The sequence below is a fragment of the Streptococcus sp. X13SY08 genome (genome assembly GCF_001182825.2).
GTDB lineage: Bacteria > Bacillota > Bacilli > Lactobacillales > Streptococcaceae > Streptococcus.
The window spans coordinates 939,044-959,367 of sequence record NZ_LFYO02000002.1 but is presented as its reverse complement, the minus strand read 5'-3'; the positions used below and the strand labels follow the sequence as shown (position 1 = coordinate 959,367).

Here is a 20,324-nt window from a genome sequence, read left to right as displayed (position 1 = left end):
TTTCAGTAAAAATTTACTAAAAATTAGTAAAAACACTTGAGTTTGAAAACGCTTTCTATTATAATGAATTCAAAATAAAAAAAGGAATCCTTTTTATGAAAAAAAGAAATCTGACTGCTATCTTGGCAGGGAGTGTTTTATCGGTTCTGTTGTTAACAGCATGTGCCAGCGATGGTGATGCTAGCAAGAAATCGGATTCTGGAGCAACAGAGGTCACTGTTTGGGCTTGGGATCCAAACTTCAATATTAAGGCCTTTGAAATTGCTGAAGAGGTCTACGATAAAGCTTATCCAGATAAGGTGGATTTGAAGATTGTGGAAAATGCGCAAGATGATATAGTCCAAAAACTCAATACCACTCTCAGTTCTGGTGTAACCGATGGTCTTCCAAATATTGTCTTGATTGAGGACTATTGCGCCAAGAGCTTTTTAGAAGCGTATCCAGATAGCTTTTTCCCTTTGACGGACTTGATTGAGGCCGATGATTTTGCTAAGTATAAGATTGAAGCAACGTCTGTGGATGGTATCAATTATGCGGTGCCATTTGATACAGGTGTAACTGGTTTGTATGTGCGTACAGATCTTTTAGAAAAAGCTGGTTATACAACTGCTGATCTCCAAAATATCTCGTGGGCAGACTTAGAGAAAATCGGTAAGGATATTCTTGCTAAAATTAATACTAAGTTATTTTCTCTGGATATCAACGGCCTTGGATGGGTCCGCGCTATGATTAACGCTAGTGGTAAGTGGTATACGGCGGAAGATGGTGTGACACCAACCATCTCAGGAAATGAAGCTATCAAGGAAGCTTTCCAAACTTTCAAGTCCTACAAGGATGCTGGTTTGGTTAATCTTCACTCTGACTGGGCACAAATGCTGCAAGCTTTCAACACAGGTAAAGTAGCCACTGTACCTCAGGGGAACTGGATTACTCCTTCTATTTCAAAAGAAGAGAGCCAGTCTGGCAAATGGGCTGTAGTACCATGGCCGCGTCAGAGTTTAGAAGGCTCTGTTAATGCTTCTAACTTGGGTGGTGCTTCTGTTTATGTCTTAAATTTAGATGGGAAAGAAGCAACTGCGGACTTTGTGGCGAAGACCTTTGGTTCAAGCACAGACTTCTATGGAAAACTAAACGAAGCTAATGGAGCTATGGGAACCTATATTCCAGCTGGTAAGTCTGGTATTTATGATAAGGAAGTCGAATATTTTGGTGGCTGTGGCATTGCCATTGTCCAAAAAGACAAGGTGGAAGCTTTCAAGGAAAATGTCGGCAGGATTTATCAAGAGATCGTTGGTTACGCACCAAGTTTCTATATTGCAGAAGTGGCTGAAGGTTCTCGTGTCTTATCTCGCAAATCATAGGAGAAACCATGTCAAATTTATTAGAAAGTTTTGTGACTCAAGTCACCGCCCAAAGTGATTACGAGGAATTAGACCGCATCTATCTGCGCAACCGCGTTCTTGCCTTGGTGGGTGAGGGGAATGCGGAGTGTGAAACAAGTGCGGAAAATCTGATTGATTTGAAAGATGAGTTAGTCACCCTAGCCGTTGAAAATGGCATGTCTGGAGAACTCTTGGAAGAGCAAGATATAGTGGGAGCCAACCTCATGAATTTGGTCACTCCAGCTCCCAGTCAAGTCAATCGTGCCTTCTGGAAAACCTATCAAGAAGATCCAGAAGCAGCTATCGCAGATTTTTACACTCTCAGCAAGCGCAACGACTATGTTAAAGTTAAGGCGATTAAGAAAAATATTTATTTTCAAGCAGAGACAGAGTATGGCGATTTAGAAATTACGATCAACCTGTCTAAGCCAGAAAAAGATCCAAAGGCTATTGCTGCAGCCAAGTTGGCTAAGTCCTCTACTTATCCGAAATGTCAACTCTGCATGGAAAATGAGGGTTACCAAGGTCGTATCAATCATCCTGCGCGTGCGAATCATCGTGTTATTCGCTATGAGATGGAAGGAGAAACTTGGGGCTTCCAATATTCGCCCTATGCTTACTTTAACGAACATTGCGTTTTTTTCTATAGCCAGCACGAGCCTATGAGAATTAGTTCGCAGACCTTCCGTCGTCTCGTGGACATCGTTGATCAATTTCCAGGGTACTTCGCAGGATCCAATGCTGATCTCCCTATTGTCGGGGGGCCATTCTCACTCACGAGCATTATCAGGGGGGCGCCATACCTTTCCTATGGAAAAAGCAGAGCTAGAGAGAAGATTCACTTTTGCAGGATTTGAGGACGTTGGGGCAGGTATTGTTAAGTGGCCTATGTCTGTCTTGCGTCTGACTAGCGACAATCGTGATCAGCTTTTGCTTTTAGCGGTCAGTATCTGATAGGGCAGGGTGTCTGTCGAGATGATTACCAGTCTGAGACTGCTCATATCAGGTGTTGTCTTATTAGGGTTTGCCAAGCGGCGCGTGCCCGAGAACTTTAGACGACTGGTAAAAGATAAGAAATCACTTGTTGGTGTCGTCGTATTTGGCTTGTTGGGCTTAGTGTTGAATCAATTGGCTTACCTCAAAGCTGTAGGCTATACGAATGCAGGGACAGCGACTGTTCTGCAATACCTCTGTCCTATTTTGGTACTGGCTTATACTTGTTTACGAGCACGTCAACGTCCGACCCTAGTGGAAGTGATATCGATTCTACTGGCAATCGGAGGCACTTTTTTGATTGCGACGCATGGTCAAGTATCCGATTTGGCGGTGACACCTATAGGACTTTTCTGGGGAATTTTTTCAGCCTTTACCTACGCCATTTACATTATTTTACCTGTTCAACTCATTCGAGAGTATGGTAGCCTATTGGTCATGGGATTTGGGATGTTGGCAGGTGGTATCTTACTAACATTGGGTTTTCAGACTTGGCAGGAACCACTTATACTAAATGCTGACAATCTTCTAGGTTTTATCGGTATCGTTGGAATTGGAACGATTTTTGCCTATACAGTATTTTTAGAAGGTGTCAGCCTAGTCGGCTCCGTCAAGGGGAGTCTATTAGCCTCTATCGAACCCATCGCGTCCGTTATTTTTTCAGTCTTGCTCGTCCATGAGATTTTTTATCCGTTGGATTTGGTTGGAATGGTCCTGATACTGGTCGCGGTCTTATTGATTTCAGTGAAAGATATGATTCTTCAAAAGAAACATCAACTATAAACAATATCATCAAAGAGGAAATAGATGATTAAGGAATTTTGTGCGGAAAACTTTACGCATATTGAGAAAGCTATAAAAGCTGGTGCTAATCGGATTGAGCTCTGTGATAATCTAGCTGTAGGAGGAACCACGCCAAGCTATGGCGTCATTGAAACAGTTTGTCAGATGGCAAGACAAGATCAGGTGCCAGTGATGACTATGATTCGCCCACGTGGTGGAGACTTTTGTTACAGTGAGGCTGAACTCAGTATCATGCGCAAAGATATTTTGATGGCAAAAGAAGCTGGAACAGATGGTTTAGTTTTTGGTTGTCTGACCAGAGAAAGGCAATTGGATACGGATGCTATGCAGCAGTTGCTTGAAGTTGCTGCTCCCCAGCAAGTCGTTTTTCATATGGCATTTGATGCTATTCCACAAAAAAGATCAGTTGATGGCGATAGATTGGCTTAGCCAGAAAGGTGTCCATCGTATTCTGACACATGGTGGTCGAGCAAGTACTTCTATAGAAGAAAATATTTCTTGGTTACAAGAATTGCGTCAACATGCGCAAGGAAAAATAGAGATCTTGATTGGTGGTGGTGTCACAGCGGACAATGCAAATCGACTAGCAAAAGAGATTGGAACGGATCAAGTTCATGGTACAAAAATAGCAGAAATCTAAAAGAGACAACATCGAGGCAAAACGCCTTGGTGTTTTTTAGTGTCGCTTTTTATTTTTTACATAGAAAACGGTGTCATAATTATTATACAAAACAAATTCATTTGTAGAGCTGTCACTTTTTTGAAAAAATGCTTCACAATAAAAATGCCTTAAAACAGGTGTTTATGCTGTATATTGTTAAAAAAATTAAAAAAACAGAGCAAAACGCTTGCATTTTAAATGATGTTGAGTTATATTGGCAACATAAAGATAAAAAATGAGTTGTCACTTCTAAAAATGAAGCAAACGAGCTATTTACTTTATGCTTGAAATCGGTTTTCAAAAAAATTTTTAAAAGGAGATTTATCATGGGATTAATCTGGTCACTTATTGTCGGAGGCGTTATCGGTCTCATCGCAGGAGCAATCACTAAAAAAGGTGGCTCAATGGGAATTGTTGCTAATGTTGTAGCTGGTCTAGTTGGTTCTTGGGTTGGTCAATCTCTCCTAGGTAGCTTTGGACCAAGTTTGGCAGGTATGGCACTCATTCCATCTATTATTGGTGCAGTTATCGTTGTAGCTCTGGTTTCCTTCTTGATGGGCCGTAAATAAGCCCTAGAAAGGCGAATCAATGTCAAAATTTTCTAAAACACTTTATAGTATTTTGGGAATTCTCTTGGTCATACTCCTTGGCTTAACCGCCTTGGAGTTTGCACCGGAGGCATCACTTCCCAATGAAGTTGCCTGCCAACTTCCGGAATTTAGTCGATATGGATTTTGGGGAGAGCCTCTCTCTAATTACATTTTCTGGGGAGCCCTTATTTTTGCTGTTATCGCCTTGTTAGTGGTTATCGCAGTTATCTTCTATCCGCGTACCTACACTGAAGTAGAGTTGGCAGATGGAAAGACAGGGACGCTCTTACTTAAAAAATCTGCTATTGAAGGTTATGTTAAAACGATTGTTCGTGAAAGTGGTTATATGAAATCACCGAGCGTTAAGGCTACTCTTTATCGGAAGAAATTCAAGGTTAAGGTGGCTGGTAAGGTGGTCCCACGTGTAGCAGTCCTTGAAAAAACAAGTCAATTGAGTTTAGACATCCAAAACGGTCTCAATGAATTCTTTGGTGTTTCTAAACAAGTTGACTTTACAGTAGATGTCAAACATATCGAAGAAAAGAAAAAAGCGACTTCTGGTCGTGTAGAATAGAGGTGTTCGTATGCAAGTCTTTGAAATGTATAAATATCCTATTCTAGGTGGAATTTTTGGTTTTATTTTAGCACTTTTATTACTCACATTAGGGATTTTCAAAACTCTCTTGTTGACAGTGTTGGTGATTATAGGAGCTGGGGCAGGTTGGTATCTGAGAGAAAGTGGTTTGCTTGAATCATTCTTAAATAATCACAGAAAATAATATATAGGAAATAATAGGAAATAGAGGAAAAATAATATGACTGATGTAAGAGAATTACAAGCCATCAAAGGTGAATTAACTTATGCTGACAAGGTAATTGAAAAAATTGTTGGTATTGCACTTGAATCAGTTGATGGACTCCTTGCAGTAAGTGGCGGTTTCTTTGCTGATTTAAAAGACAAGTTGGTCAATACGGATACAACACGTGATGGTGTACATGTCGAAGTTGGTACCAAACAAGTAGCGGTTGATTTGGATATCGTTGCAGAGTATCAAAAACATGTCCCAACTATCTATGAAGCGATTAAAGCTGTAATAGAAACTGAAGTAAAACGTATGACAGATTTGGAAGTAGTAGAAGTCAATGTGAATGTAGTAGACATCAAGACGCGTGCTCAATATGAAGCTGATAAAGTTAGTCTTCAAGTTCGTGTGACCGATGCTGCTTCAAGCGCTGCTGATTTTACCTCTACTCAAGCTGACAAGGCCGCAAAAGGTATTGGTCACTTGACTGAAAGCAAAGAACCACGTGTTATTTAATTGATCTCTATTATCTCCCTAGAAGAAAGAGGAAAAACTATGTCAGAAGAAAAATTAGATGCAAAAATGCAAGAACTTGGCGGAACTGCCAAGGAACTGGTTGGTAAAGCAACTGGTGATAAAGAAGTAGAAACTGAAGGTCAAGTTGACCAAGTTAAAGGCAAAGTAAAAGCTGCTGCTGAAGATGTAAAAGACGCTATATCTGGTGTTATTAAAGGTCTTCGTAACTAGTTCAAATTCTAAAACCCCTAACCTTTGAAGAGAACAAAGAAAAGAAATAACAAGAAGGAGTACACTATGACTGAAAACTATCCAGTAAATAACTACACAGTAAATCACGATTCACAAGATCTTAAAGGTACCATTACTTACGCTGACAAAGCGATTGAAAAAATCATTGGTACAGCTCTTAAATCAGTCGATGGTCTTCTTTCAGTCAGTAGCGGTTTCTTCGCAGACCTCAAAAATAAAGTTGTCAATAGTGACAATGTGGCTGAAGGTGTGAATGTTGAAGTTGGTACAAAACAGGTTGCCACAGACTTGAAGATTGTGGTAGAATATGGGAAGGACATCCCTGCAATTGTAGACTCAATTAAATCTGTCATCAGCGAAGAAGTGAAAGAATTGACACATCTTGAAGTCGTTGAAGTAAACGTTGAAGTTGTTGACATTCAAACAAAAGAAGAATTCGAAGCAGCGTCAGTAACGCTTCAAGACCGCGCAACAGCTGCTGGTCAAGCAACTGGTGAATTTGTTTCAACACAAGCATCAAAAGCTGGTGAAGCAATCTCAAATACAACGGAAAAAGTAAAAGAGCAAGTTGAGTCTTCACGAGTAGAATAATATTGATTCATTTTAACGGGAAATCAAGGAACAGTCTGTTCTTTGATTTCGTCTGTTTTAAATTTCATGTGAGTTAAAAATATCTAGAAAAAGAGAGGTAGGCTTTTCGTTGTGTCTAACTATGCTTTCTTCGAGTTACCGCTTAGAAAGTCCTAGTCATCGTGACAGAGGTTTGTTAACAAAATTAAAGATTTCAGATTTGCTGGCCTCCTTTTAATTTGCCCTTTTTCGGGCTCATATCTTACGAAATTGAATTTGAGCTAAAATCCTAGTAAAAAAAGAAAAACTTCTGTGTGTTCAGGGACACGTTGTCAGTTTTCTATTTTTATACAGGTTTCTTAACGCTCTGATATCTTACGAAAGGAGGAGGTTATGCTTAATCGAAAAATGGTAAAGGCTTCCAAGTATCAGCAAATCGCGGTGGGGGTTGCCCAGAGAATTGCAAGCGGTGAGTACGAAGTTGGTGAACGGATTAAATCACGTTCAACTTTGGCGAGTATGTTTGGCGTATCGCCAGAAACAACCCGTAAAGCATTAAATATTTTGGCAGATCTTCGCATTGTGTCCGTCAAGCATGGTAGTGGAGCCATAGTTTTATCAAAAGAAAAAGCCATTGATTTTCTTGAAAATTTTGAAATGACGAACTCTTTGGATACACAAAAAGATCGAATTTTGCAGAAAATTAGTGACCAAGAGAGAGATTTGCAGGAATTGAAAGGTTTGGTATCAGTTTATCTGGATCAAACCAAGTGGGTGCAAAAAAAGTATCCGTTGGAGCCTTACGGTTTAAAGTTAACGGCGGACTCTGAGTTCCTAGGAAAAACATTGGCGGAAGCTCAAGTATGGCATCAGACAGGTGCTGTTATTGTTGGGATTGAACGCAATGATCATTTGCTAATTTCTCCAAGTCCGTACCAGACCTTCGAAAAAAATGACTTGATTTACTTTGTCGGAGAAGAATTGAGTTATCCTCGAATGAAAAATCTCTTTAACTTAGATTAATGAAAAGCGCTGAACTGAAAGGTTTAGCGTTTTTGCATCTGGTTAGCTATTTAGCATCATTTATGGTAAAATGAACTGATTACATTCTATGGGAGATGAAATGGCAGTTGAGCACTATATGCCAGATTTTGCGCTTGAGAGAGCCTATGATCTGACGGTAACATCATTGGAAAAACACGGCATAAAGGCTGTATTTGTGGATTTGGATAACACTTTGATTGCTTGGAACCATCCGGAAGGAACGCCTGAGATGCGCCAATGGTTACATGAATTGCGGGATGCAGGTATTCGTGTGGTCGTGGTGTCTAATAATAATTATGACCGAGTGAAACGTGCAGTTGAGCGATTTGAAATTGATTTTGAGGCGCGAGCTCTTAAACCTTTTACCTTTGGAATTGACCGTGCTATGAAACGTTTTGGCATTCAGCCAAACGAAGTGGTTATGATTGGGGACCAACTCATGACAGATGTGCGGGCAGCCAATCGAGCTGGTATTCGTTCTATCTTGGTGAAACCACTGATTGAGACGGATTCCATTAAGACCAAGCCCAACCGCATGCGGGAACGACGCATGATGAAACGCATCATTGCCAAATATGGTCCAATCGAATACAAAACAGAAATTTAAGGAACATTTAATTGGAAGAATTATATTGTATCGGCTGTGGAACAGCCATTCAAACTGAGGACAAGGAAATTGCAGGCTACACGCCGCAATCAGCTTTAGAAAAAGGTCTGGAAACAGGACAATTGTATTGTCAGCGTTGTTTCCGTCTACGTCACTATAATGAAATTTCGGATGTCAATATTTCAGATGATGATTTCATGAAGTTATTGCACGAGGTGGGGGATAGCGATGCCTTGGTTGTCAATGTCATTGATATCTTTGACTTTAATGGATCTGTTATTCCAGGTTTACCACGTTTTGTTTCTGGAAATGACGTACTCTTGGTCGGAAATAAGCAAGATGTCTTGCCCAAATCTGTCAAGACGAGCAAGGTTACCCAATGGTTAACAGAACGAGTTCATGAAGTAGGGCTTCGGCCAGTCGATGTGGTCCTTACGTCTGCGCAAAACAAGCAAGCTATCAAAGAGCTGATTGATAAAATCGAGGAATATCGTCATGGGCGTGATGTCTATGTTGTAGGTGTGACCAATGTGGGGAAATCCACCCTAATCAACGCTATCATCCAAGAAATCACGGGGGACAAAGATGTTATCACGACATCTCGTTTCCCAGGAACGACATTGGATAAGATTGAAATTCCGCTTGATGACGGATCCTACATCTTTGACACGCCAGGAATCATCCACCGCCACCAAATGGCACATTATTTGACGGCAAAAAACCTCAAATTTATCAGTCCTAAAAAGGAAATCAAGCCAAAAACCTATCAGCTTAATCCAGAGCAAACACTCTTTTTGATACCTTGGAATTGCACCGGACCAAACTAGAGGGGGCTAGCAAATTTTACCAAAAACATGCAGGTAGTCTTTTGAAACCACCGACTAGCAAAGAACTCAAGGACTTCCCAGAATTGGTACGTCATGAGTTCATGATTACAGAAAAAACAGATGTTGTCTTTTCAGGTCTAGGCTGGATTCGGGTCAATGGCAGAGCGAAAATTGCGGCTTGGGCTCCTAAGGGAGTCGACGTAGTCTTGCGCAAAGCCATCATTTAAGAATAAAGGAAAAACTATGTCACTTACATCTAAACAACGTGCTTTTTTGAATAGCCAAGCACACAGCATGAAGCCAATTGTACAGATTGGCAAGAACGGTCTCAATGACCAAATCAAAACCAGTATCCGAAATGCGCTGGGCGCGCGTGAACTGATCAAGGTGCAACTGCTACAAAATACGGATGAAAATATCCATGAAGTAGCAGAAATCCTAGAATATGAAATTGGAGTGGACACCGTGCAAAAGATCGGTCGTGTTTTGATTTTGTTTAAAGTATCAGCTAAGAAAGAAAATCGTAAAATCTCTGTCAAAGTCAAAGGGATTTAATGAGTATAGGCAAAGTCTCTATTTTGGTTAGAGGCTTTTTTGTTTGGACCAAAAGGATTTATCCCGAAATGAGGTTGATAAGTGAAATTGTCAGATGTTTTTGATAATATAGGAATAATAATGAAAGTGAAAAAGGAGAAACAATGGTACGTTTACAAGACGATTTTTATGCTGCAATCAATGGCGAATGGGAAAAACGGCGGTTATCCCAGATGATAAAGCACAGACAGGCGGTTTTATGGACCTTCATGACGAGATTGAAGAACTCATGTTGGCTACGACTGACAAGTGGCTCAAAGGGCAAGAGCTACCAGAAGATGCTATCTTGCAGACTTTTGTCAAATTTCACAAGCAGGTAGCGAATTTTGAGACTCGTGAGATGCTTGGGACGACGCCAGTGAAGCAATTGTTGAAGGAGAAATAAAGAATGTATCTGCTTGCTACTGGCGCTTCGTAGCAGAGGGAGATTCTCCTCGATACACCGAATTGCAAATTCTTGGTCATCGTTTTGATATGTCTGAATTCACTACCGCGGTAGCAGCTGCTGAAACAGCAAAAGAAACAATTGGTAGCGAATTAGGTGATTCTGCTAAGGAACAATTGACTGCGGCAGTAGATGCAGCGCATATTTCTTTAGGTCAAAAAGTGATTGGACAAGAAACAGTGGATAGTGCGACAGCAACATTGACTACTGTTGTAAAAGAATTGACTGTAAAAGCGGCAGGATTTGCAACACTAGCGGATTACAAAAAAACAATGTTGGATTTAAAGGACAAAGATCTGTCTGGAGACCAAGCAATAACTTATCAAGCGTTGATAGAAGATTTGAAGAAATTGGATTTTGCCATTGATCAGAAATTGAGTAATGAAATCTATACTCAAGAATTGAGTGATTTGGTAACAGAAATGCAAGAAAAAGTAGCTCAATTGAAAGCCTTATTTGAAGCAAAGGAAATGGCTAAAGAAGAGTCTACGGTAGTTGATTCAACAGAGGAAGCTACACCTGTGCAATAGTTCCAAAAAAACCTCCTAAAAAATCTTGATCAATATACAATTCTCGCAAGAGAAAAGATTGAGACTGACATCTGAAGATGTTAGTCTCTTTTTCTGATGATAAGACGAGTAGATGTATTAAATGACTTTATTTTATGCTATAATAGCAAAGATAATAACTTTTTCCATGGAGAATTGACATGAGTTTTTACAATCACAAAGAAATCGAGCCTAAGTGGCAAGCGCACTGGGCAAAAAACCACACTTTTAAGACAGGAACAGATGCATCAAAACCTAAGTTTTATTCCTTAGATATGTTCCCTTACCCATCAGGAGCTGGTCTTCATGTAGGACACCCAGAAGGGTATACAGCGACAGATATCCTTAGCCGTTTCAAACGTGCGCAAGGCTATAACGTCCTTCACCCAATGGGGTGGGATGCTTTTGGTTTGCCTGCTGAGCAATATGCCATGGATACTGGTAATGACCCTGCTGAATTTACAGCTGAAAATATTGCAAACTTCAAACGCCAAATCAATGCACTTGGATTTTCATACGACTGGGACTGCGAAATCAACACGACGGATCCAAATTACTACAAGTGGACGCAATGGATTTTCACAAAATTGTACGAAAAGGGTTTAGCCTATGAAGCTGAAGTACCCGTCAACTGGGTTGAGGAGTTAGGAACTGCTATTGCCAATGAAGAGGTACTTCCTGACGGAACGTCTGAACGTGGTGGCTACCCAGTTGTTCGGAAACCCATGCGTCAATGGATGCTCAAAATTACAGCCTACGCAGAGCGTCTCTTAAATGACTTGGAAGATCTTGACTGGCCAGAGTCTATCAAGGATATGCAGCGTAACTGGATTGGTAAATCAACTGGTGCCAACGTTACTTTCAAAATAAAGGACAATGACAAAGACTTCACGGTCTTCACAACACGTCCAGATACTCTTTTTGGGGCGACTTACGCAGTATTGGCGCCTGAACACGCTCTGGTGGAGGAAATTACGACGGCTGACCAAGCTGAGGCGGTTGCCGAATACAAGCGTCAAGCCAGCCTCAAATCTGATTTAGCTCGTACTGATCTTGCTAAGGAAAAAACAGGCGTCTGGACGGGTGCCTATGCTATCAATCCTGTCAACGGTAAAGAAATGCCAATTTGGATTGCTGACTATGTGCTTGCTAGCTACGGGACTGGTGCCATCATGGCTGTACCCGCCCACGATGAGCGTGACTGGGAATTTGCTAAGCAGTTTAATTTAGAGATTATTCCCGTTCTTGAAGGTGGTAACGTGGCAGAAGCTGCTTACACAGAAGACGGTATTCATATGAACTCAGACTTCCTAGATGGACTTGACAAGGCTGATGCTATTGCCAAAATGGTGGCATGGCTGGAAGAAAATGGTATCGGTCAGGAGAAAATCACTTACCGCCTCCGCGATTGGCTCTTCAGTCGTCAGCGTTATTGGGGTGAGCCAATTCCAATTATCCATTGGGAAGACGGCACATCTACAGCGATTCCAGAAGATCAACTGCCACTGGTATTGCCAGTAACCAAAGATATTAAACCTTTTGGTACTGGGGAAAGTCCACTTGCCAATTTGACAAATTGGTTAGAAGTCACTCGTGAAGATGGTGTCAAAGGCCGTCGTGAGACTAATACCATGCCACAGTGGGCAGGTTCAAGCTGGTACTTCCTGCGCTATATTGACCCACATAACGACCAAAAATTGGCAGACGAAGATTTGCTCAAACAATGGTTGCCGGTTGATATCTACGTCGGTGGTGCAGAGCATGCCGTGCTTCACTTGCTCTATGCTCGTTTCTGGCACAAATTCCTTTATGATATCGGTGTGGTACCGACAAAAGAGCCATTCCAAAAACTCTTTAACCAAGGGATGATTTTGGGAACCAGCTACCGCGATCACCGTGGCGCCCTTGTTGCGACGGACAAGGTTGAAAAACGTGATGGCTCTTTCTTCAATACTGAAACCGGTGAAGAATTGGAGCAGGCGCCTGCTAAGATGTCTAAATCTCTCAAGAACGTTGTCAATCCAGACGATGTTGTGGAGCAGTACGGTGCTGACACTCTCCGTGTCTATGAAATGTTCATGGGACCACTGGACGCCTCTATCGCTTGGTCTGAAGAAGGTCTCGAAGGCTCTCGTAAGTTCCTCGATCGTGTTTACCGCTTGGTCACGACTAAAGAGATTGTTGCGGAAAATAGCGGAGCTTTGGACAAGGTCTACCATGAAACGGTTAAGGCTGTCACTGAGCAGATTGAAGGGATGAAGTTTAACACCGCTATCGCCCAGCTCATGATTTTTGTCAATGCTGCTAACAAGGAAGACAAACTCTTTGTGGATTACGCTAAAGGATTTGTCCAATTGATTGCACCATTCGCACCACACTTGGGTGAGGAACTCTGGCAAATGGTGGTGGCTACTGGTGAATCTATTTCTCACGTTGCTTGGCCTGTTTGGGATGAGTCAAAACTTGTCGAAAACGAAATCGAGATCGTTGTTCAAATTAAAGGTAAAGTCAAGGCTAAATTGACAGTTGCCAAAGATTTGAGCAAGGAAGAGTTAGAAGCAGTAGCTCTTGCTGACGACAAAGTTAAAGCTGAAATTGATGGCAAGGAAATTGTCAAAGTAATAGCAGTTCCTAATAAACTTGTCAATATTGTTGTGAAATAAATCAAAAGAAGTCTGCCTGGCAGATTTCTTTTTCTACGGTGAAACAAACTTCTTGATTGCAAAGACAGTTAAGAGGGCTTATTTCAAGCTCCCTTAGCTAGGTCGTAACATAAAGATGTCAACGCTTGCATTTTGAGGTCAAATAGGGTACTGTTAAGTAGAATATAAGTGCCTAAGAAGGAGGGAAACCTAGAGGCTGTTCCCTTCTTACATGCAGGAGGAAAATAAGATGGAGAAACAAGATTTTGGGCAGGGAGCGACCCTTTATCGCCTAACCAATCAGCAAGGCATGGTGCTGGAAGTGACGGATTTTGGTGCGCGCATTGTTGCTATTAAGCTACCGTTAGAAAATGGTGAATTGCGCAATGTGACACTAACTGGGACTTCAAAAGAAGAATACGAAATGAAGGATCCCTATGTGGGTGCTTCTATTGTGCCTGTAGCAGGTCGCATTTCCGGTGCTCAAACAACTATCAAAGACCAGTTAGTTCATTTTACGGAAAATGAGCCAGGTCGGACGCTGCATAGTGGGGTAGACACTGCTAATGAGCATATTTGGCAGGTCGCAACTGACGACGATACCAATCACATTATTTTTTCATTTGAGCTGGCAGATGATTTCAATGGTTTTCCAGGTCCTGTTCGTGTGGAGGCTATTTATCAATTGACCGATGAAAATGAAGTTAAGATTTCCTATAAGGCGACCTCTGAGAGAGATACCATTTTTAATTCTACAAATCATGTTTATTTCAATTTGGCGGGAAATCCACAGGCGACTATTGCTGGTCATCGTTTTAAAATAGATGCACAGCAATTTGCCAGCCTTGGTGAGGACAATATGCCGATAGGTCGCTTGGAAGATGTGGAGGGTACTCCATTCGACTTCCGTAAGCAAGCTCTGGTGGATCAAGGCTTAGCGCTCACGCATCCGCAAAATCAAGTGGTGTCTGGCTATGATCACCCTTGGCTGGTCAATCCGCTAGCAGATTATCAAGTCCAAGTGGTTAGTCCTGATGAACAAGTTCGTCTGAAGGTCAAAACCAATCAACCAGCAGTTGTCATCTATACTTACAACCACGGTCCAACAGCGCTTGCGGCGCAACATGGCGTTTTCAGTTTGGAATGCCAAGCTTTACCGAATGCCGGCAATCTTCCCGGATTTGGCTCCATTTTACTAGAAAAAGATAATCTTTTTGAGAGCCATATGATCTATCAGTTTGACTGGAAATAGCAAAAAATACCTAAAAGAGCCGAGTTTATGCGACTTGGTCTTCTTTTTTGTCGAAAATATGATATAATGTAGCAGTATTGACGAATAGAAAATTTCTAAAATTTTTTGGAATACGTCTAGAACATCATACCGTTTAGGGAGATGGATACTGATTTTTGTAGGGGGATTGATTAGGTGAACTATGAACAGGAATTCCTGAGGGATTTCGAGGAATGGATTGCGACACAAGTCACCATCAACGAGATGGCCATGAATGAAAGCCGTCGCGTATTGGAAGAAGACAAGGATGAGCGGGCAGCAGATGCGTATATTCGCTATGAAAGCAAGTTGGACGCCTATCAATTTATCCAAGGAAAACTTGAAAACTATAAGGTAGGGAAATCCTTCCATGATCTGCCTGACGGGCTATTTGGTCAAAAACATTATTAAAGAAAATATTTAGGAGAGAAAATGGCTAAAAAGAAAGTAAACCGTAAAAAATTATTAAAGAAACAACTCTTAGACTTGCGTAAGGCGGGCTTGGCATTGACCAGTGCAGTAGCTGAAAAAACGCATGAGGTTGTAGATCACGTGGTCGAAGTAACTGGAAAAACAGTGGAAAATGTAACAGATCGTGTTCATGACGCAGCCCATCATTTGATGCACAAAAATGAAAAACCAGAAGAAACTGTTAAGGAGCCCGTAGCAGACTTAGTAGAAGAAGTCAAACCATTGGTAAATGAAAAAGTCGCAAAAACAAAACAAGCGGCTGGAGATTTTGAAAGTTTCACAGCAGAAATGGAAGGTGTGGCAACAGCACGCCTAGAAACTTTCTATGGAGAAGGCATCCATGCGAAAGCAGATTCTGCAAAATCGACTGAGAAAGAACTTCTTGCCCTCAAAGGCATTGGACCAGCGACCATCAAGCAATTGAAAGAATTGGGCGTAAAAGTGAAAGCCTAATCTTATTCTTCTTGCTTAACCACGGTAAATTTGTTAGAATAAGTACATTCAGAGGTGTTTTGAACCCCATTTGTCACAGGAAGCGGCGTTACTGAGAAATCCGCACAAATGTCAAAACTAGTTGCTGAAGGTCTCAATTGAATGAAAAAGCAGCGGACTCTCGAAGTCTGAATGTGGGTGGTACCGCGGAAATCGTGAAACGAAATTCGTCCCTGTCTAGCGTAAGCTGGATGGGGATTTTTGGTGCTTTCGGAAAAAATCGATCATAATTTTTCCGAGAACTAATATACGGAGTAAGAAAAGTCCTATAGAATTTTCCGTTGTGACAGATAGATTTGAACGGTGGCAAAATAAAGTCATTTCAGTCGGAGAGTCCCTAGCGGGCATTTCGTGGCGGTGTTAAGCGGTTTTGTGAGAAAGGAGGTGCTCTATGTTTAAAGTTTTAGAAGAATACGATGGCATAGCTTTGCCTAAAGTGGAAACAGAGCGTCTGGTCTTACGACAACGAACCTTAGACGATGTCGAGGACATTTTTGCCTATGCCAAACTAGCAGAGGTTAGCTACCCTGCAGGCTTTCCACCCGTCAAAAGCTTAGAAGATGAAATCACCTATCTTCAAGACATCTATCCTGCCAATCCTGAAAAAGAAGGACCTCCTTCAGGCTATGGCATCACCCTAAAAGGTAATGAGAAAGTCATTGGTTCAGTTGATTTTAACAATCGCCATGCGGATGATGTCTTAGAAATCGGCTATCTACTTCATCCTGATTATTGGGGACGAGGGATTGTTCCAGAAGCAGCTGCCGCACTTGTCGAAATTGGTTTTACCTTGCTTGGCTTACATAAAATTGAACTAGGCTGTTATGATTACAACAAGAAAATTCAGGCTGTTGCCCGGAAATTAGGATTTACCCTAGAAGCTACTCTTCGTGACCGCAAAGATGCTCAAGGCCGACGCTGCAATGATCTACGCTTTGGTCTCTTGAGAAGTGAATGGGAAATCAATCAAAAACAAGTATCTATTTTTTTGATTGGGGCACCTGCATCAGGGAAAATGACCATAGGTCATGCCTTAGAAGCTAAATTGAAGGCTGAGTTATTTCATAATCATGACGCTATCGACTATGCACTACGTTTTTTGGGAGATTTTTCCCCAGAAATGATGGATGCTCAGCGAGACATTACCATAGCTATGATGAGGGGCTTTGCCAAACAACAACGCAAGATGCTTGGGACAGCTGTGATTGATTTTAGCCAAGTTTGATGATGTGACCTATTTGGAAAAGATTCAAGCTGCTTTTGAAGCTCATCAGCAGTCAGTCGTCTTTGTAGAATTGGAAACGAGTTTGGAAGAAAGGCTGAGACGTAATTGCAGTGAGGAACGCTTGATTCATAAGCCTCTGAAGCGTCACGTATCCATTTCTGAAGCGGAAATTGTGGAAACAGCAACTTCTTGCCAATTCAATACGATACAGTCTCCAAAAGATTTGCATCATTATCTTAAAATTGACAATACGGAACGCTCAGCAGAAGAGGTTGCGCAGTGGATCACTGATTATCTTCTTAAGCTATAAAGCACTTTCCTTATCTTATCATCATCGGAGCTCAAGCGTCAGGGAAAATGACGATTGGGCAGGAAATTGAAAAATTAACGGATATGACTTTGTTTCATAATCATGATTCTATCGATTTTGTTTTGCGATTCATGCCTTGGTCTCAAGAGAGCACAACCTTGATAGAGCGTCTTCGGTTTAACTTTTTTGAGACTTTTGCCAAGACTGGTCAAGAAATGATTTTTACCATCGTGATTGACTTCAATGATGCAGATGATGTGGCTTTTCTTGAAAAGATTCAAACTGTTTTTCAGTCTCATCACCGAGAGGTGCTGTTCGTCGAATTGGAAACAGATATAAATGAACGTCTCAAACGCAATCGAACAGAAAATCGTCTCAAGCATAAACCTTCTAAGCGCAATACTGAGTGGTCAGAGCAGGATATTCGCTCAACCATGGATTATGCTCTATTTAACCCGGAAGAAGCGCCTCGCATGCTCACTCATTACCATAAAATCAATAATACTCATCTCACCGCTGCTCAAGCAGCGCAGCTCATTATCCAAAAAATGAATCAAATCAAGGAGAACTAACATGAAAGAACTTTCACCAAAATACAATCCTGCCGAAGTTGAGGCAGGTCGCTACACTAAATGGCTTGAGGCTGATGTTTTCAAGCCGTCTGGAAATCCAGATGCTAAGCCCTATTCTATCGTGATTCCACCGCCAAATGTCACTGGTAAATTGCACTTGGGACACGCCTGGGATACGACACTTCAGGATATTATCATCCGCCAAAAACGCATGCAGGGCTTTGACACCCTTTGGCTTCCAGGTATGGACCATGCTGGGATTGCGACTCAAGCTAAGGTTGAAGAGCGTTTGCGTGAACAAGGAATCACCCGCTATGACCTCGGTCGTGAAAAATTCTTGGAAAAAGTTTGGGAATGGAAGGACGAGTACGCAACAACCATCAAAGAGCAGTGGGGCAAAATGGGTCTTTCTGTGGACTACAGCCGTGAGCGTTTCACGCTTGACGAGGGCTTGTCAAAAGCGGTGCGCAAAGTCTTCGTTGACCTCTACAAAAAGGGTTGGATTTACCGTGGTGAATTCATCATCAACTGGGACCCAGCAGCTAGAACAGCACTTTCTGATATTGAGGTTATCCACAAGGACGTGGAGGGTGCCTTCTACCACATGAATTATATGTTGGAAGATGGCTCGCGCGCTCTTCAAGTAGCAACGACTCGGCCAGAAACCATGTTTGGAGACGTCGCAGTTGCCGTTAACCCAGAAGACCCTCGATACAAGGACTTGATTGGTAAAAATGTTATCCTACCAATCGTAAACAAAGCTATTCCAATTGTCGCTGATGAACACGCTGATCCTGAATTTGGAACTGGAGTTGTGAAAATCACACCTGCCCATGACCCGAATGATTTCTTGGTTGGTCAACGCCATAACCTACCACAAATCAACGTTATGAACGATGATGGAACCATGAATGAGTTGGCTGGTGAATTTGCTGGTATGGACCGCTTTGAAGCTCGTAAAGCAACCGTTGCGAAACTAGAAGAAATTGGTGCCCTTGTTGAGATTGAAAAGCGTGTGCATTCAGTTGGTCACTCAGAACGTTCAGGTGCTGTAGTTGAACCACGTTTGTCGACGCAATGGTTTGTAAAAATGGATGAGTTGGCGAAAAACGCTATTGCTAACCAAGAAACAGACGATAAAGTAGATTTTTACCCACCTCGTTTCAATGATGCTTACTTGCAATGGATGGAAAACGTTCATGACTGGGTTATCTCTCGTCAGCTTTGGTGGGGGCATCAAATCCCTGCTTGGTACAATGCGGATGGTGACATTTACGTAGGTGAAGAAGCGCCTGAAGGTGATGAGTGGACGCAAGATTCAGATGTTCTCGATACATGGTTCAGCTCTGCTCTTTGGCCATTTTCAACCATGGGTTGGCCTGATGAAGAAAGCGCAGATTACAAACGCTACTATCCAAATTCAACTTTGGTAACAGGATACGACATTATTCCTTTCTGGGTATCTCGTATGATTTTCCAAGGAATTGAATTTACAGGTAAGAGCCCGTTCAAAAATGCCCTCATCCACGGTCTTATCCGTGACGAAGAAGGTCGCAAGATGTCTAAATCTCTTGGGAACGGGATTGATCCGATGGACGTCATCGAGAAATATGGTACAGATAGCTTGCGTTGGTTCCTCTCAAATGGCTCTGCATCAGGTCAGGATGTCCGTTTCTCTTACGAAAAAATGGATGCCTCATGGAACTTCATTAACAAAATCTGGAACATTTCCCGCTATATTCTCATGAACAATGAGGGATTGACGCTTGCTCAAGCAACAGAGAATGTTGATTTAGTAGTCAATGGCAAAGCTGGCAATGTGACGGACAGTTGGATTCTCCACAACCTCAACGAAACCATTGCTAAAGTGACTGAAAACTTTGACAAGTTCGAGTTTGGTGTAGCAGGTCACATTCTTTACAACTTTATCTGGGAAGAATTTGCTAACTGGTACGTGGAGTTGACCAAGGAAGTTCTTTATAGCGACAATGAAGACGAAAAAGTCATCACACGCTCTGTTCTTCTTTACACATTGGATAAAATCTTGCGCCTCCTTCACCCAATTATGCCATTCGCAACCGAAGAAATCTTTGCTCAGTATGCGGAAGGTTCAATTGTGACTGCAGAATATCCTACAGTTAACCCTGCTTTTGAAAATGAAGCTGCGCATAAAGGTGTAGAGAGTCTCAAAGACCTTATTCGTGCAGTGCGAAATGCGCGTGTGGAAGTGAACGTTGCGCCATCTAAACCAATTACCATTTTGGTCAAGACTGCAGATAATGACTTGGAAGACTTCTTCAATGCCAATGTCAACTACATCAAACGTTTCACCAACCCTGAAACGCTTGAAATCAGCTCAGCTATTGTTGCCCCAGAACTAGCTATGTCAGCAGTTATCACAGGTGCTGAAATCTTCTTGCCGCTAGCAGATTTGCTTAACGTGGAAGAAGAATTGGCCCGCCTCGACAAAGAACTAGCCAAATGGCAAAAAGAACTGGACATGGTTGGCAAAAAACTCGGCAACGAACGCTTCGTCGCCAACGCCAAACCAGAAGTCGTCCAAAAAGAAAAAGATAAACAAGCCGACTACCAAGCTAAGTACGATGCAACCCAAGAACGGATTGCAGAGATGAAGAAGTTGGTTGATTGAGTATTATAAGTTAAGAAAACGTTAGTAAAAACTAACGTTTTTTGCTATAATTTGAA

At 41.8% G+C, this 20,324-nt stretch carries 18 protein-coding genes and 7 pseudogenes; all 25 read left to right on the top strand.

From position 1 onward, the window contains the following. Positions 1-95 precede the first annotated feature (95 nt). Positions 96-1,076, top strand: a pseudogene (locus tag AEX56_RS05555) (ABC transporter substrate-binding protein); the annotation flags it as partial. Positions 1,077-1,205: 129 nt separating this feature from the next. Further along, positions 1,206-1,361: pseudogene (locus tag AEX56_RS09380) on the top strand (galactokinase); the annotation flags it as partial. 8 nt (positions 1,362-1,369) lie between these two features. Next, positions 1,370-2,333, top strand: a pseudogene (locus tag AEX56_RS05550) (UDP-glucose--hexose-1-phosphate uridylyltransferase); the annotation flags it as partial. Positions 2,334-2,357: 24 nt separating this feature from the next. Beyond that, positions 2,358-3,158 (top strand): DMT family transporter, encoded by an 801-nt coding sequence (locus tag AEX56_RS05545; RefSeq protein ID WP_131541972.1) that lies wholly within the window; start codon positions 2,358-2,360, stop codon positions 3,156-3,158. Between the two features lie 24 nt (positions 3,159-3,182). Continuing rightward, positions 3,183-3,819: pseudogene (locus tag AEX56_RS05540) on the top strand (copper homeostasis protein CutC). 347 nt (positions 3,820-4,166) lie between these two features. After that, positions 4,167-4,409 carry a GlsB/YeaQ/YmgE family stress response membrane protein gene (locus AEX56_RS05535; protein WP_049618187.1) on the top strand — a complete coding sequence of 81 codons (243 nt, stop codon included), beginning with the start codon at positions 4,167-4,169 and terminating at the stop codon, positions 4,407-4,409. 19 nt (positions 4,410-4,428) lie between these two features. Beyond that, positions 4,429-5,004: an alkaline shock response membrane anchor protein AmaP gene (amaP, locus tag AEX56_RS05530; protein WP_049618186.1), complete on the top strand. Its 576-nt coding sequence runs from the start codon at positions 4,429-4,431 to the stop codon at positions 5,002-5,004. Positions 5,005-5,014: 10 nt separating this feature from the next. Beyond that, positions 5,015-5,209, top strand: coding sequence for a DUF2273 domain-containing protein (locus AEX56_RS05525; protein WP_049618185.1), 195 nt, complete (start codon positions 5,015-5,017; stop codon positions 5,207-5,209). A 36-nt stretch (positions 5,210-5,245) separates the two neighbouring features. Further along, positions 5,246-5,749 carry an Asp23/Gls24 family envelope stress response protein gene (locus AEX56_RS05520; protein WP_049618184.1) on the top strand — a complete coding sequence of 168 codons (504 nt, stop codon included), beginning with the start codon at positions 5,246-5,248 and terminating at the stop codon, positions 5,747-5,749. Positions 5,750-5,788: 39 nt separating this feature from the next. Next, positions 5,789-5,980: a CsbD family protein gene (locus AEX56_RS05515; RefSeq protein ID WP_049618183.1), complete on the top strand. Its 192-nt coding sequence runs from the start codon at positions 5,789-5,791 to the stop codon at positions 5,978-5,980. Between the two features lie 66 nt (positions 5,981-6,046). Continuing rightward, a complete protein-coding gene (locus AEX56_RS05510) occupies positions 6,047-6,592 on the top strand; it encodes an Asp23/Gls24 family envelope stress response protein (protein ID WP_049618182.1) in 546 nt (181 codons plus the stop codon). A 372-nt stretch (positions 6,593-6,964) separates the two neighbouring features. Then, positions 6,965-7,594, top strand: a complete 630-nt coding sequence (locus AEX56_RS05505; RefSeq protein ID WP_049618181.1) for a TrkA C-terminal domain-containing protein — start codon at positions 6,965-6,967, stop codon at positions 7,592-7,594. A gap of 100 nt (positions 7,595-7,694) precedes the next feature. Further along, positions 7,695-8,222 carry a YqeG family HAD IIIA-type phosphatase gene (locus AEX56_RS05500; protein ID WP_049618291.1) on the top strand — a complete coding sequence of 176 codons (528 nt, stop codon included), beginning with the start codon at positions 7,695-7,697 and terminating at the stop codon, positions 8,220-8,222. 11 nt (positions 8,223-8,233) lie between these two features. Continuing rightward, a pseudogene (yqeH, locus tag AEX56_RS05495) lies at positions 8,234-9,276 on the top strand (ribosome biogenesis GTPase YqeH). A gap of 16 nt (positions 9,277-9,292) precedes the next feature. Beyond that, positions 9,293-9,604 (top strand): ribosome assembly RNA-binding protein YhbY, encoded by a 312-nt coding sequence (gene yhbY, locus AEX56_RS05490; RefSeq protein ID WP_049618180.1) that lies wholly within the window; start codon positions 9,293-9,295, stop codon positions 9,602-9,604. Positions 9,605-9,747: 143 nt separating this feature from the next. Next, positions 9,748-10,022: pseudogene (locus AEX56_RS05485) on the top strand (endopeptidase); the annotation flags it as partial. A gap of 95 nt (positions 10,023-10,117) precedes the next feature. Next, the gene (locus tag AEX56_RS05480; protein ID WP_160315177.1) at positions 10,118-10,618 is read left to right on the top strand and encodes a hypothetical protein; all 501 of its coding nucleotides are present in this window, start codon (positions 10,118-10,120) and stop codon (positions 10,616-10,618) included. 179 nt (positions 10,619-10,797) lie between these two features. Further along, the gene (gene leuS, locus AEX56_RS05475) at positions 10,798-13,299 is read left to right on the top strand and encodes a leucine--tRNA ligase (RefSeq protein ID WP_049618178.1); all 2,502 of its coding nucleotides are present in this window, start codon (positions 10,798-10,800) and stop codon (positions 13,297-13,299) included. 229 nt (positions 13,300-13,528) lie between these two features. Then, the gene (locus AEX56_RS05470) at positions 13,529-14,530 is read left to right on the top strand and encodes an aldose epimerase family protein (protein WP_049618290.1); all 1,002 of its coding nucleotides are present in this window, start codon (positions 13,529-13,531) and stop codon (positions 14,528-14,530) included. Positions 14,531-14,704: 174 nt separating this feature from the next. Continuing rightward, the gene (locus AEX56_RS05465; RefSeq protein WP_049618177.1) at positions 14,705-14,959 is read left to right on the top strand and encodes a DUF1912 family protein; all 255 of its coding nucleotides are present in this window, start codon (positions 14,705-14,707) and stop codon (positions 14,957-14,959) included. A gap of 21 nt (positions 14,960-14,980) precedes the next feature. Continuing rightward, the gene (locus AEX56_RS09530; protein WP_053093939.1) at positions 14,981-15,472 is read left to right on the top strand and encodes a hypothetical protein; all 492 of its coding nucleotides are present in this window, start codon (positions 14,981-14,983) and stop codon (positions 15,470-15,472) included. Positions 15,473-15,902: 430 nt separating this feature from the next. Further along, a pseudogene (locus tag AEX56_RS09015) lies at positions 15,903-16,472 on the top strand (GNAT family N-acetyltransferase); the annotation flags it as partial. Positions 16,473-16,716: 244 nt separating this feature from the next. After that, positions 16,717-17,046, top strand: coding sequence for a hypothetical protein (locus tag AEX56_RS09010; protein ID WP_236682981.1), 330 nt, complete (start codon positions 16,717-16,719; stop codon positions 17,044-17,046). A gap of 47 nt (positions 17,047-17,093) precedes the next feature. Next, entirely contained in the window at positions 17,094-17,618 is a 525-nt protein-coding gene (locus tag AEX56_RS05445) for a shikimate kinase (protein WP_049618176.1), read from the top strand. A 1-nt stretch (position 17,619) separates the two neighbouring features. Further along, positions 17,620-20,268, top strand: coding sequence for a valine--tRNA ligase (locus tag AEX56_RS05440; RefSeq protein WP_049618175.1), 2,649 nt, complete (start codon positions 17,620-17,622; stop codon positions 20,266-20,268). The last annotated feature ends 56 nt before the right edge of the window (positions 20,269-20,324 follow it).